This is a genomic window from Fimbriimonadia bacterium (assembly GCA_039961735.1).
Lineage (GTDB): Bacteria > Armatimonadota > Fimbriimonadia > Fimbriimonadales > JABRVX01 > JABRVX01.
In genome coordinates, this window is record JABRVX010000002.1 from 103,821 (window position 1) to 117,960 (window position 14,140).

The 14,140-nt window shown below is 61.6% G+C and carries 11 protein-coding genes and 1 rRNA gene; 4 read left to right on the plus strand and 8 right to left on the minus strand.

Features of this window, described 5'->3' with window-relative positions; all coding sequences use genetic code 11:
- Positions 1-7: 7 nt before the first annotated feature.
- Entirely contained in the window at positions 8-1,315 is a 1,308-nt protein-coding gene (locus HRF45_00685) for an ATP-dependent 6-phosphofructokinase (protein MEP0765046.1), read from the minus strand.
- 192 nt (positions 1,316-1,507) lie between these two features.
- On the opposite strand from HRF45_00685, the gene HRF45_00690 reads away from it, so the two are divergent.
- On the plus strand, positions 1,508-2,326 hold the full coding sequence (locus tag HRF45_00690) for a prepilin-type N-terminal cleavage/methylation domain-containing protein (protein MEP0765047.1): 819 nt from the start codon (positions 1,508-1,510) through the stop codon (positions 2,324-2,326).
- Positions 2,327-2,687: 361 nt separating this feature from the next.
- Here the strand turns inward: HRF45_00690 and HRF45_00695 are convergent.
- A 16S ribosomal RNA gene (locus tag HRF45_00695) occupies positions 2,688-4,214 on the minus strand.
- Positions 4,215-4,490: 276 nt separating this feature from the next.
- Here HRF45_00695 and HRF45_00700 point away from each other — a divergent pair.
- Complete coding sequence (locus HRF45_00700; protein MEP0765048.1) at positions 4,491-5,723, plus strand: alpha/beta hydrolase; 1,233 nt, start codon at positions 4,491-4,493, stop codon at positions 5,721-5,723.
- Positions 5,724-5,750: 27 nt separating this feature from the next.
- On the opposite strand, the gene HRF45_00705 is transcribed toward HRF45_00700, so the two are convergent.
- A complete protein-coding gene (locus HRF45_00705; protein ID MEP0765049.1) occupies positions 5,751-7,589 on the minus strand; it encodes a HAMP domain-containing protein in 1,839 nt (612 codons plus the stop codon).
- Between the two features lie 214 nt (positions 7,590-7,803).
- Between HRF45_00705 and tig the strand changes: the two genes are divergently transcribed.
- Positions 7,804-9,084 carry a trigger factor gene (gene tig / locus HRF45_00710; GenBank protein MEP0765050.1) on the plus strand — a complete coding sequence of 427 codons (1,281 nt, stop codon included), beginning with the start codon at positions 7,804-7,806 and terminating at the stop codon, positions 9,082-9,084.
- On the opposite strand, the gene HRF45_00715 is transcribed toward tig, so the two are convergent.
- From HRF45_00715 to HRF45_00735, 5 genes are all read right to left on the minus strand, one after another.
- Positions 9,081-9,455, minus strand: a complete 375-nt coding sequence (locus HRF45_00715; GenBank protein ID MEP0765051.1) for a hypothetical protein — start codon at positions 9,453-9,455, stop codon at positions 9,081-9,083. The genes tig and HRF45_00715 overlap by 4 nt on opposite strands.
- On the minus strand, positions 9,452-9,868 hold the full coding sequence (locus HRF45_00720) for a hypothetical protein (GenBank protein MEP0765052.1): 417 nt from the start codon (positions 9,866-9,868) through the stop codon (positions 9,452-9,454). The genes HRF45_00715 and HRF45_00720 overlap by 4 nt, the downstream gene beginning before the upstream one ends.
- Positions 9,865-10,992 (minus strand): hypothetical protein, encoded by a 1,128-nt coding sequence (locus HRF45_00725; protein MEP0765053.1) that lies wholly within the window; start codon positions 10,990-10,992, stop codon positions 9,865-9,867. Before HRF45_00725 ends, HRF45_00720 begins: the two co-directional genes overlap by 4 nt.
- A 30-nt stretch (positions 10,993-11,022) precedes the next feature.
- Positions 11,023-11,583, minus strand: a complete 561-nt coding sequence (efp, locus tag HRF45_00730) for an elongation factor P (GenBank protein ID MEP0765054.1) — start codon at positions 11,581-11,583, stop codon at positions 11,023-11,025.
- A 75-nt stretch (positions 11,584-11,658) separates the two neighbouring features.
- Positions 11,659-13,152: a glycosyltransferase family 39 protein gene (locus tag HRF45_00735; protein ID MEP0765055.1), complete on the minus strand. Its 1,494-nt coding sequence runs from the start codon at positions 13,150-13,152 to the stop codon at positions 11,659-11,661.
- Between the two features lie 63 nt (positions 13,153-13,215).
- Here HRF45_00735 and HRF45_00740 point away from each other — a divergent pair, with 63 nt between their 5' ends.
- Positions 13,216-13,977 carry a tryptophan synthase subunit alpha gene (locus HRF45_00740; protein MEP0765056.1) on the plus strand — a complete coding sequence of 254 codons (762 nt, stop codon included), beginning with the start codon at positions 13,216-13,218 and terminating at the stop codon, positions 13,975-13,977.
- Positions 13,978-14,140: the final 163 nt, after the last annotated feature.

The window sequence follows — 14,140 nt, forward strand, 5'->3', positions numbered from 1 at the left end:
GGGAGGACTACCCCGGGTCGTAGCCCATCGTGAAGGGTTGGCTCGTCGTCGAGACCACGGCTTGCCAGAACTGGCCCTTCGCGTCCACCTGCTTGCGCTCACCCACCACCAGGTGCAGCGGAACGTGCGTGAACTCACCGTTCCAGTAGCCGGTCAGCATGTTCGTGCGCCCGGCCATCGCCGCGTGCACCGCGTTCTGAGCCAGAAGCTGACAGAACACTGCGTCCGAAGGGTCGGCCCGCGCTCCTCGGATGGTATAGCTCGGGTCCAGGTAGCGCAGGTTGATGGTGATGTTTCGAGCCGAGAAGTACTCGGTGATGGCCGTTCGGAGGAAAGCGCCGACGTCTTTCAATTTCAGGTTGCCGGAGGCATCGTGGTCTGGCTCCCCGGGTTGGAGATCCTGGCCCGCACCCTCGGCGGCAACGATCACTGCATGGTTGTTTTTCTGCAGCCGCTTCTCCAGTGAGGCCATCAGTCCATCTTCGCCGTCCAGTCGGAACGGCTGCTCGGGGATCAGGCAGAAGTCCACCTCGCTGTTCGCGAGCGTCGCGTAGGCGGCGATCCAGCCCGAGGTTCGGCCCATCAGCTTCACGAGACCGATGCCGTTCGGCACTCCCCGTGCTTCGGTATGCGCGGCCGCGATGACACTTCGCGCTTCGGACACCGCAGTGATGAAGCCGAACGACTGCGAGATGTACATGATGTCGTTGTCAATCGTCTTCGGCAGCCCGACGATACCGATCTTCAGCCCGCGGCGTTCGATCTCCTCGGCCATAAGCGCGGCAGCCCGCTGCGTGCCGTCTCCTCCGAGGGTAAACAGGACTCGGATGTTCATCCGCTCCAGCGTGTCCACCATCTCGCCGATGTCTTGGTGGCCGCGCGAGGAGCCGAGAATCGTGCCGCCGTGGTATTGGATGCCGCCCACGCTCTTGGGGGTCAGCTCCATCACCTCGTGGCCGTAGGAGGCGACGAGCCCTTGGTACCCGTAGCGGAACCCGATCACCGGGAGCGTGCCGTAGTTGTTGCACAGCTCAATGACCAGAGCCCGGATTACGTCGTTCAAGCCGGGACAAAGTCCCCCGCAGGTCACGATGCCGCAACGCAGCTTCTTGGGGTCGAAGTATATCTTTTCGCGCGGCCCTGCACGCTCGAATGCTGGCGGCGGAGATCCGTCGGACGTCGCCTTCGCAAGCTCGTCGGGGCAGGTGTGATACAGCACTTGCGCGCCGTCCGGCACGAAGCTAGCCTCCTTGAGTGGTGAGGCGACGGTGCAGGGACCGAGTCGGGCTACCGTGAGATCGGTCGGTGCCTTCATAGAATCGTCTGAGGATACCTGCTCGGATTCGCTTTCCAGTACCACCAAGTGTGGCGTGGTCCCAGAGGACTCGCCGTCGTTCAGGCTCGGGTTCGGATACATCTCGGGCAGACTCACGTGGTTCCTCCGGGTCCCATTGTTCAGATTTGGTCAAAGCCGCGATATAATCTTGTTTGCAGGAGGTCCCCTCGCATGAAACGCGTCAGAAGGGCATTCACTCTCATCGAGCTCCTGGTTGTTATCGCCATCATCGCAATCCTAGCGGCCATTCTTTTCCCCGTGTTCGCACAGGCGCGCGAGGCGGCGAAGCAGTCCATGTGCCTTAGCAATGCCAAGCAGATTGGCCTAGGGCATGAGCTCTACCTTAGCAACCACGACGGACGCTTCATCGTTCTCAACGACTTCCGCGGACCGGAGTCGATATGGGGTTGGACCAACAAGATCAACCCCTACATCAAGACGAAAGGCAAGACGGACCTCGGCGTCTTCAAGTGCCCCTCGTCGAGCTATCAGTATGGGTTCATCGCCAGCGCTTGGGCGATGTCTTATCCCGGCTTTTCCCTACGAGACGATGCGGGGAACATCGTGATCTCACCGGGTATGAAGACGGTGAACCTGCTCAAGGAGCCTGCGAAGGCTATCTACGCTTTCGACACGGGCCGACGCAATGGGCAGGAAGCGACTCGCCAGAACGACCAAGGCTGTTTTTTCCGAGGGCAGCTGGATGACCCGGTTGCTGGTGATCCCGACCCTTCGAACGAGAATGCAATCGAGTCGGATCCGGGTGTAACTTGGAACGGCTTGAAGCGTACAGGCTGGTACTGTGCCCCTTACTGTCTGTGCATGTATACGCCTACCTCTGGGCCCGAAGCGGGCAACAAGCTGTATGGTAGCCATCGAAGGCAGGGACATTCCGTGATCTTCGTAGACGGCCACGCCAAGGCATGGTCGAATTGGCCGGGCGGCGAACCCGAGCGCCTCGGCTATTGGTACACCTACGGCGTGCACTAGACCTACATCTATCTCGTGGGATGGGCCTCGGCATTCTGCCGGGGCCTTTCCGCTATGGCATCGTACGCCATCGCCCTGATGGCAGCCGATCATCCCCAGAGGGTCGTCTAGACGGGTGGTTCGAGGCCATGGGGCAACGCGTCACCGGTGTGGAGAGTGTAGCAGGTGCTATCAGCGACGCGTGAGCACAGTGGTAGGGTCGCTCGACGCTCCGGTGATATGGTCGGTGCAGAAAAGGAAAAAGCGCGAGCCTGCTCGCGCTTTTCAATGGTCCGAATTCCCAAGCTGCAGTGACGCGAGTTCGCTGAAGACTAGGCAGGTTGTTCGAGTGGGTGTGTTAGTCGAGAGTCGTGAGTAACTCCCTTAGAAAGGAGGTGATCCAGCCACACCTTCCGGTACGGCTACCTTGTTACGACTTAGCTCCCCTTACCGGCCACACCTTCGGCCGCTCTCTCCTTGCGGTTGAGCCACGGACTTCGGGTGCAACAGATTCAGTTAGCTTGACGGGCGGTGTGTACAAGACCCGGGAACGTATTCACCGCAGTATAGCTGACCTGCGGTTACTAGCGATTCCATCTTCAAGCAGTCGAGTTGCAGACTGCTATCTGAACTGGGGGCGTATTTTGGGATTGGCTCCGCCTCGCGGCATTGCTGCCCTCTGTTTCGCCCATTGTAGCATGTGTGTAGCCCCAGGCGTAACCGCCATGCTGACTTGACATCATCCGCACCTTCCTCCGGGTTGCCCCGGCAGTTTCCTATGAGTGCCCGGCCGAACCGCTGGCAACATAGGATGCGGGTTGCGCTCGTTGCTGGACTTAACCAAACACCTCACGGCACGAGCTGACGACAGCCATGCAACAGGTGTCTTCGGGCCTACCTTGTGGGTAGGGGGCCCGATTTCTCGGGCTTGCCCTCGATGTCAAGCCTGGGTAAGGTTCTTCGGTTAGTATCGAATTAAACCACATGCTCCACCGCTTGTGCGGGTCCCCGTCAATTCATTTGAGTTTCAACCTTGCGGCCGTACTCCCCAGGCGGGATGCTTAATGCGTTAGCGACGGCACGAACGGGATTGATACCGCTCACACCTAGCATCCATCGTTTACGGCAGGGACTACCGGGGTATCTAATCCCGTTTGCTCCCCCTGCTTTCGCGCCTCAGCGTCAGAAGATGCCCAGCAGACCGCCTTCGCCACGGGTGTTCCTCCTGATATCAATGCATTTCACCGCTACACCAGGAATTCCATCTGCCCCTTCATCTCTCTAGCCAGCCAGTATCAAATGCAGTTTCCGGGTTGAGCCCTGGAGATTTCACATCTGACTTAACCAGCCGCCTACGCGCGCTTTACGCCCAGTAATTCCGGACAACGCTCGCCCCCCACGTCTTACCGCGGCTGCTGGCACGTAGTTAGCCGGGGCTTATTCGTTGGGTACCGTCTTAGTTCTTTCCCAACAAAAGGAGTTTACATCCCGAAAGACGTCATCCTCCATGCGGCGTCGCTGCATCAGGCTTTCGCCCATTGTGCAAGATTCCTAACTGCTGCCTCCCGTAGGAGTCTGGGCCGTGTCTCAGTCCCAGTCGGGCTGATCGTCCTCTCAGACCAGCTACCCGTCGTAGCCTTGGTAGGCCGTTACCCCACCAACAAGCTGATAGGCCACAAGCCCCTCCCGAAGCCAGTTGTCTGATTTAGTCACCGAGGATGCCCCCGGGGACCACATCCGGTATTAGTCCCGCTTTCGCAAGGTTATCCCGGTCTTCAGGGCAGGTTACTTATGTATTACTCCGCCGTTCGCCACTAGCGCAGAGGCCGAAGCCCCTTTGCCCGTTCGACTTGCATGTTTTAGGCACGCCGCTAGCGTTCGTCCTGAGCCATGATCAAACTCTTCGTAAGAAACGTAATGTTACCTACGTTTCGACGATAGATCCGTTGACGGATCTGGACCACACTCGCGCAAACCTACCTAGTTTTCAACGAACTCGAAAGCCTCCTCTTGCAGAGGCGAGAAGCAGTATAGCAAGGCCCGACCCGCCGAGTCAAGCCCGCCGGCTAAAATTCTCGGAGAAATCTCGCCAGATTCTCGCCAGTCCCAATCATCGGCTAAAGCCTTGCAGCCTCCCCGGACCCGTGGTAGAGTGAACCCGGTCTCATCACTTATACGATGCTGCGTGGGAAAGATGCGTTCGCACTTCTCAATCAGATCCATCGCGGCTGTGTCGTGGGGGCTGGCGCTGACTGCCGTGACCACACCGGCAGCCGTTGATCTTAGTGCTCCAGGTCCACATCAGCCCGGCTGGACCCGTGTCACAGTCGCCCGGTCCGGTGGAGGCAGCTTCTCTGCCTACCTGTTTTATCCCGCGCTGCTTCCGGGCGAAAACACGCCGTTCGACGCATCCGCAGCGCCTTGTCCGGGGATCTCGTTCGGCCACGGGTTCCTCCAACCCGTCACGCGCTACCGTAGCACTCTGGAGCACCTCTCCACATGGGGCCACATTGTTATTGCCTCCGAGTCGGAGGGCGGCTTGTTCCCGTCGCACTCCCGCTTCGCCTCCGACATGCGCGACTGCCTCTCTTGGCTCACGCAACAGAACGCCGACCCATCATCATTCCTTTACCGAGCGGTCGATACCAACGCTTTCGGGATGTCCGGCCACTCGATGGGAGGGGGTTGTAGCATCCTCGCGACGGCTGCCGACCCTAGGGTGAAGGCGCTCGCGAACCTTGCAGCAGCCGAGACGAACCCTTCTGCGATTGCCCAGATGCCCAACGTTCTCGTTCCCATCAGCCTGATCGCAGGCAGTCAAGACGGAATCGTGCCCGTCTCTACGAACGGCCAGCGAATGTACGACGCCGGCGGTCCCCCTCGGCTCTTGCCCGTGATTACGGGCGGCTGGCACTGCGGCTTCGAGGATGTGAGCAGTTTCGGCTGCGACAGCGGCAGCTTGGCTCGAGCCGAACAGCTCCGCATCACGCGCCGGTTGCTTACCGCATTCTTCAACCTCTATCTGAAGCGCGAGAGCGCCCTCTGGCGTGAGGTCTGGGGGCCTGAAGCGGCCGGCGACCCCGAGGTGGTCACTCAGTTCGACCCAGGCATCAGGCTCACACCCACCTTCCAAACCAAATCGGCACCTGCCGGCCGGACCGTCTCCTACGATGTGCTGTTGGAGAATCGAGGCAGAGCAGAGCTGACGTTCCTTGTTGAGGCAGCCGACCAGGCCTGGCCCAATCCACTGATCTTGCAGCCTCGCAAGACACTCGCTGTCGGAGAGAGCGCGCTGCTTCGCGTGTTCGTGACTGTCCCCTCGACAGGGCCCAGCGCGGATACCATCGTTCTGTCCGTACGCTCGGCGACGGAGGGTCTCTCGCGCGGATACGCGATCCTCACCACGGTGCGCGACTAAGCGGATGTCCGGGTCGGATCGGGAGGACTACGCTGCCAGACGCAGGTGCTGCTCCGACTGCCTGCTCTCGATCTGGCTGCCCAAAGAAGCCAAAGCGTACTGCAGATCCTGAGCGACTTGCTCGACCCGAACCATGAGACGCTCTGCGCCCTCCCGGTCTCCTGCCTGCAGGCAGTGCACGCAGTCCCGCGTCAGGCCGTGAAGTTCCGAATGGGACCGTGCCACGGACTGGAACGCGGGCAGCCTGCCGAACCGCCCCGTGCTTTCCTCCTGAAGCCACTCGTCCAACCTGCAGCCTTTCTCCGCGCTGAAGTCTTCCGGCTGGAACTCCACACGCCCGGCCACGATTTCCTGTAGTCGTTGGATTCGCGCCTGATGGTCGCTTTTGGCAACCCGCAGCGTCGCAGTTCCGAGGCGGAAGCGTCTCATCTGCTCCCGCATCTCCGTGGCCAGGCGGTCCATGTGCGCGGCGTTCTCAGCAACCTTCGCGGTGGTCTGTGTCTGGCGGGCGATGTTCTCCGCCACGGTGTCAATCGAAGCTTTCACCTGCTGCATTCCCGCAGACATCTCCTGAGCTGAGGCGCTGTTCTGTTCGGCGATGGTGGCCATGTGCTCGAGTGCCTGGCAAGATGCGCTGACGTTGTTCGTCATACTCTCGGCGGCGTCTAGGATGGCGCGGGCCCGCTCTGCGACCTGGTCTGCTTCACACCGGATCTGTTGAAGCGCTTCGCCTGCAGAGACCGCAATCTCAGCTCCCGCTTCGATCTCCCGGTTACCCGCCTCCATCGCCGCGACTACCTCGTTGACGCTGGTCTGCACTCCGGCGACCAATTCCGCGATCTCCTTGGTTGCCTGTGCGCTCCGAACGGCCAGCTTGCGAACTTCTTCTGCCACTACTGCGAATCCGCGGCCCTGCTCACCGGCCCGTGCGGCCTCAATGGCGGCGTTCAATGCCAGCAGGTTCGTCTGCGAGGCGATATCGTCAATCGTGCTGGTGATTGTGCCGATCTGCTCCCCGCGCACGCCGAGGTCACGGACTCTTGCGGACGCCTTTTGAACCGTGTCTCGGATGCGCATCATGCCCGCGACGGTGCGCTCGACGGCCTCGGTCCCTACGTTCGCAGCGACCCGTGTGGCTTCCGCGACCTCAGCGACTTCCTCGGCCGACTTACCCACGCTGCAGGCCGAATCCACGGATTTGGCGGCAAGTACCACCGCCTCGGCCGAACTGGCTGCCTGGCTCTGCGCGCCCGCGGCGATCTGTTCGGTCACCTTGGCGGTCTCGCGCGAGGCATGCGCCACTTCTTCGGCGGCCTCGGCAGTCCGGCGGATCGCCTCGGAAGATGTCCGTGCAGCGTGCGCAAGGGTGCTCGCACATACGGCAAGCTCGTTCGCCTCCTCGATCTGTCGCACGACATGTTCACGGAACTCGTGAAGTATCGAAGCGAAGGCAGAGCCGATCGCATCTCGCGCGGACTGCGGCCGTATCTCGGCCGACAGGTCGCCTTCTCCGATGTGCTGAGCCTGGCCGGCGATCTGCTTGGCGTACTGCATCGCGCTCCGCACACGCTCGGCTAGCTCGGCGAGCTCCACTTCGTGGGTCTCCGGCACATCGTTGTCAATCTCGCCCATCGCGAGCCTTTCGAGAGACCCCGTGAGTTGCCGAACCGGCCGAAGAACGTCCTGTGCGAGCCGCCAGGCTATCGCCGCACCGATCCCGCTGCTCAGGAGTGTCATCACGATGAACGGGGGCAGCAGCACTCCGATGCTGATGTCAGCTATCAGGAAGCAGACTACGGAGAACATGCCGGAGATCATGAACGCCAAGACGGCACCGTACACAGCGAGTTTTCGAGTGATGCTCAATCTACTCCCCCGAGCTCAGGATTCTTGCCCGATGCGTGTGTGCGACTCACGTGGGCCACCACATATGGATCATCGGAGGCTGGGGAGAGTGAATGCAGGCGATCACTAGGTTGCGCCCTGCCTGGCGGTCCCTCCCACGGGTCGGGTAGAGTCGCCATTCCAACTCGTCGGCCGTATGGTTTCGGCGTGTGTCCCTTTTCCTCTAGGAGTACCCGTGAGAATACTGGAACAGGAACAACTAAACCCCTGCACCGTGAAAATGACCGTCGAGGTCGAAGCCGAGCAAGTGCAGGAGGCCGTGGAGCAGGCGCGCAGACAGATCGCGAAGCAACTGCGAGTGCCGGGCTTTCGCCCGGGGAAGGCCCCCGCATACTTCGTTGACCAGATGATCCCGAAGGATGACCTGTACCGCCGTGCGGCCGAGCAGTTGGTTCCGCAAGCCTACAAAGAAGCGGTCAAGGAGGCGGGACTAGAGCCTTACGGTGCGCCGTCGCTCCAACTCGACGTCTTCGAGGAAGGCGTTGCCTGCCGCTTCACAGCCAAGGTCGGGCTCGCTCCTCGGGTGCAGCTCGGCGAGTACAAAGGGCTCTCGGCGCAGCGTCCGGACCCTACGCCGACCGACGAAGAAGTGGAGCGCGAGCTGACAGAGATGCGCAGGCGTCGTGCCAAGCAGATCCCGCTGGACAGGCCGGCGGAGTCGGGGGACCTCGCGGTTCTCGACATCACCTCCTTAGAGGCCGACGAGACCAAGCGTTTCATGGTGATCGTGGGGCAGACCTTCGGCCAACTGGATCAGCTTCTCGTCGGCATGAGCCCAGGGGACCAGAAGTCTGCATCGCTTACCTTTCCAAATGATTTCGAGGAAGGTTCGAACTGGGCGGGCAAGATGATGGACTGCTCCGTCCGCGTCGAGTCCCTCTCGAAGGTCGAGATGCCTGCAGCGGACGACGACTTCGCCAAGGCAATGAAGCGGGAGAGCATCCAGGCCTTCCGCGAAGAGATTCGCGGCACCATCGCTGCCATCAAGGGCGCGATGGCCGACGAGCAGGTGACCGAACAACTGTTCAACCGGCTCCTCGAAAACTCCACCGTCGAGATCCCGGACAGCATGTGGGAGAGCGTTTATCAAGAGCGCATCGCCGAGATCGAGCAGGAGCAAGCTCGCAACAACAGCAGCTTCGAGGCGCTTGCAGCGGCGGAGGGCATCTCGGTAGATGAGCTACGCGCGCGGGTTGCAGCGGATGCACAGATGCAGGTGAAGCGCGCTTTGCTCATTCGCGATATCGCGGAGGCGGAGCAGATCGAGCTGACGCAAGAGGACCTGGATTTTCAAATTCAGCGCCTGGCCGACAGGGCTCGCGTTTCGTTCGATGTGGCGCGAAGGGAAATTCAGAAGCAGAACGGCATGGACGAGGTCCGTTTCCGGGCGCTGTTCCGCAAGGTGGCCGACCTGCTGAAGGAGCATGCGCACATCGTGACGGTTCAGGCGCGTTAGTAGCGTTCGTGACCCGGATGTGGGCAGCGGACCGTGCCTGACGCCGGATCGTACTGATAGGGCTCGCCACCGATAGGGCACACCAGCATCTCCTTGGGCACCGACGAGAGCGACTGAAGGCTTGCCGGCGGTGCCCCGCTCGACATCTTCTCCATGTCTATCGCGTAGCGCACCTGGCGGAGGCCGTTCATGCACACCGCGTCGTTCGCCCTTGCCTTCGAGCCGGTGATCACGTTGGTGTCGCGCTTGTCCGCTCGCTGAGGCTCGCGCTTCTCCCAAAGCGGGCTTCCGTAGATGAAGAACAGGGCCAACACGAGCACGAGGGCGACCACGATCATAGAGCCGATCAACGAAAACCCCTGCTCTCTCATTCTGCCGCCTCTTCCTTCGGTCTGATGCTGACAATCAACTGCCCGTACTCGACGGGCTGCCCGTCCGCCAGTGGAGCTTCCACCACGACGCCATCGATGTCAGAGCGGATCTCGTTATGGAGGCCGAGCGATACGATGCTGCCTAGGAGAGTACCCCTCGACACCGTATCTCCGGGCGCAATCGGGGACTCGGGGGCGCGGTAGTAGCCCACCATCAGAGCTCGGACCTGATGTAGAGATGGACGAGGTTCACCCGGCTCCGGCACGTTCACTGCGGTGTCCACTATCCGCCCGGTTCTGACCCGCTCAGCCGAGAGGCACACGTCGCCCACTTCGACTTCCGCTTCCGAGAGGTCCGCGGCCACGATCGCCGCGAGCAGCTCGTCCAACTGCATGATGTCGGGCCGCTTCATATCTTCCACTTGAACAAAGCATACTCCACGAGTCGAAGGGCGTAGGCCAGCACCAACATCACCGCACTCACCAGCAGAATCTGTACCGCGATGGGAGTCGTGCGGAACGCCTCCAGAATGGTTTGCGAGCCCGGCTCGGCTTCCGCCAGTCCGACCGATGCTACCGAGAAGCGGCCGAAGATGCTGTCGAGCCGCATCAATACCTGCCCCATCCACTCCGTGAACTGCCCGTGCCACACGACCACCGGGCCGATGATACCGAGCAGTACGAGGGGAACCAGCAGTCGGTACTTGTGCCGTTGGTGCTCGTTGTAGATGACACAGTTCCGGCAGCGTTCGGCCTTCTCTGCTGGCGTGAGCCTCTTGTTGTAAGGGATGTACTGCGCCGCAGCTACCGGGTCTTTCGGGATGGCGACCGTGCCCTCCAGCGCCTGACTGATCACTTTCTCTTCGCACATGCAGCCGACACGCTCCCGCCAGCAACAGCGTCTGCTCAGGTAAATGGGGCACTTCACTCGGATGAACTTGCGGCAGTAGGGAAGCTGCCAGCACTTGCCCATGAAGCGGTTCACCACTTCGGGCTCTTCCTTGACCTCTTTCCCGTACTGCATCTGGTCCTTGCGGACCCCGACGGTGCCTCGTCGCCCCGTGTTCAGCGCGACCGTGATCACCGACATCAGCAGCCCGGGAACCACCACTGCGAGCGTGCCCTGGCGAATGGTGCCGAGCGCCTGGTCGAAAAGCTCCTTGTTCCCGGGGTCGTGACCGCCCTGGGACATGATGATGAACATCGGGATGCCCCAGTAGATCACCGCGCCGAACAGCAAGAGGAGCGGACCGGTGGAGCCCTCTTCCGCGTACATGAGGATCATGCCGAGGCTGAGGATAAGCAGCGCAATGATGGACCAAGTGCCAGCGATGTTCAGCGAGTTCTGCAGGCGTCCGACGTCCTCGACCGTCAGGTTGCCCGCCGTCGAGGAGCCGAAGCTGATGGAAGCATAGATGAGGTATCCGAAGACCAGCAGCGTGAGAACGATCCCGAGTCCCAACACCCTCGGGGCCCAATCGTCCACGAAGCGACGGAACTGATTATCCGGAACCAGCGGGTCAATAGGTCTGCGCACCGGCGACTCCCCCTTCTTTCGCGCGACGTCCTACTTCTTGACGCGCTCCAAGTACTCGCCGCTTCGTGTATCTATGCGAATCAGGTCGCCTACGTTGATGTGGAACGGCACGTTGATCTTCGCACCGGTCTCCACGGTGGCGGGTTTGGAGGAACCGGATACCGTATCGCCTCGGAAGCTGGGGTCTGTCTCGATCACCTCGAGTTCTACCGAGTTCGGAAGCTCCACTCCGATCACCTCGCCGTCCACGTCCAGAACCAGCACTTGCATCTCCTCCTTGAGGAAGCGGATGCCGTCGCCGAAGACGGATGCTGGGAAGGGGGTCTGCTCGTAGGTGTCCAGGTCCATCAGTGTGAGTTCGTCGCCGGAGCGATACAGGTACTGCATCGGCTTTTTGGAAAGGAACGCCTGGTCCACGCGTTCGCCGGCACGGAAGGTCTTGTCCACGACGCCGCCCGTGCGGAGGTTTTTCAGCTTGGTGCGAACGAACGCCCCTCCCTTACCCGGTTTGACGTGCTGAAACTCGATGATGGTGAAGACCTGTCCGTCCAGATAGATGTGCAGACCGTTCCTAAAATCGCTAGTATCCATGGAAAAGCGAGTGCCTCCCGATCGCGGTGCGCGCAGCACCTTCGACCAGGAGTATAGCTTACGCGAAGGATCGAATCAACGTAGCTCTGCGCTGCGTCGTTCTCGGAGGACGTAGATCCGGAAGCCCTGAAGCGATTCGACGGGTTCGTATTGGTCGTGTAGCCGCTGGGCGAAGGCATGGTTTCGCTCGGGATCGAGCCACGGCAGATCGTTCCAGCGAGTGCCGGAGCAGTCCACGACGATGGTGGGTCTCGCGCTGTCGAACTGCGCCAGCCAGTCCTGCCAATACGCAACTTCGAAGGGCGGGGGAATCTCCGCACCACGAAACGGCGGGTAGTACAGGTAGCGCGTGGCGGGGGCGCGTTCGGAGAAAAAGTAGATGTTCGTGGCGTTGCCCCACACATACACTCTGTCGCCAGGGTCGGTCATCGCGTCCACCGTCTCGGCAACCTGCCTTTCCGCCTTTGCATAAGCCAGCTGCGGGGCGCGGACTTTGTTCACGTGTACCCATGCCAGACCACTAGCCATCACCAGCCATCCACAAGACACTAGAACTACAGCCCTTGGTGTGAGCGAAGGGAGCCGAGTGCGTAGGTGCGCCAGCCACATCCCAGAGAGGATGCTCATCGGAAGATAGGGTTGCAGGAGGTAGTGGTTGAACGGCCGCCTACCCAGCAGCGAGCACACGATCCCAATCGCCGTCCACGCCAACAGCAGCCGCGCCCATCTGCGTTGCTCGCCATCTTCTGGCAGACGCATCAGTGTGCCTAGCGTCGGCACCCATAGGAAGGCGCAGACCACGAGCTGCACCGCGAGCCACCGCCCCAGCGTTCCCACCAAAGCGCCATCCACCGGGATCACGGACGAGTAGTACGAGTTGAACGTGAACAACGCATAGAGCGCATCGGCTACCGCCCCAGCGCGAACTGTCGGCCAGAAGAAGGCTACACAACAGGTGGTCAGCCCCGCGCAATAAGCGAAGGTACGCGTCGGCCGATGCCCGTGTGCGAGGGTCGCCGTTACCACTCCAATCGCGAGTGCATCCATCAACCCGGTCGGCCTGATCGTCACCCCGAAGCCGGCCGCGGCTCCTGCAAGGAAGGCCGCCGAGGCCTTCTGCGAACAGACCAAGAGGGCGAGTGCGATGGCTGCGCCCGCAGCCATCCAAAGCTCGACCCCGAAGATGCGGTTGGTCACCCAAGCAGCCAAACCGATGGCCAGTGCAGCAAACAGCGCCGGGCCCTGGCGCTCCGTCAGCCGGCGAACCACCAGGTACACGGCAACCTGCAGTGCGGCGGAGGCCAACGCGCTGCCAACTCGTACGCCGACGAAAGAGCCTCCGAACAGCGCCGTCCAAGCGTTGAATGCCCAATACAACGCCGGCCCTTTGTGGTCGAACACGTCGCGGTACAGCACCGCGCCTGCCGCGATCTGCCTCGCGACCACCGCGAACACCTTCTCATCCGCGGCGAGCGGCACTGCGGGATAGATGCGCAGCACGAGCGACGGAGCCAGGACGGCGGCCCACCCGAGGATCGCGGCGATTCGGTTCGAGATGCGCAACTTCATATTCCGCTCTAGATTCTCGGCAGCTCGACGGTTGCTCCGGTACACTGAGCGACGATGTCGAGGTTGAGGTCCGCCCTGTCCGCCAACAAGTCGCTGGTCTGTTTCGTCACCGCAGGCGATCCCAATCTGGATTGCCTGCCCGAGGTGATCGCAGGGCTGGCGCGAGGGGGGGCCGACGCGGTCGAGGTCGGCATCCCCTTCAGCGATCCTATTGCGGACGGACCGGTCATACAGGCGGCGTCTCAGCGTGCGCTGGACAGGGGAGTCCGGGTCGGCGAGGTCTTGGAAGCAGTACGTAGTACACGCGCGAAAACCGATGTGCCTATCATCCTGATGACCTACTACAACCCCGTGCTGCGCCTGGGCCTTTCCGAGTTCGCGGAAGCAGCGAAGGAGCATGGTGCGGATGGGGTTATCGTGACCGATCTGACGCCCGAGGAGGCCCACCCGTGGTGCGAGGTGGCGGCGCGCCACGATCTCGATACCGTGTTCCTCGTCGCACCTACCTCCACCGACGCCCGCGTCCGCGCTGCGTGCGAGATCTCGACAGGCTTCGTTTATTGCATCGCGAGAACCGGCGTAACTGGTGTGGGGGAGACGGCGTGGTCCGAGACACGTGCCCTAGTGGATAGGGTCCGGGCTGTCACTCGCCTGCCGGCTCTGGTGGGCTTCGGCGTTCGCTCGGCCACGGATGTGGCCGCCGTGCACGCGTTCGCGGATGGCGCGATCGTTGGAAGCGCCCTCGTGCAGGCTCTGTCGGAGCAGGACCCGTCGGGCGACCTCGGTGCGTTCGCCGAAGGCTTTGCCCGGGGTCTGCGGCCGTAGGTACGGCGGCGCGAGGCACTGACGCCGCCGAGCTTTCGAGTAACCGCCGCCATCGCACCCGTTATGCTGAGCTTGTCGAAGCATGACGTCGGTGCACCCCAATCCGGTCCACGCGCAGAACAGCCCCCATCCGAGGGGGGGATAGGGGCGTTGAAATCCGTCA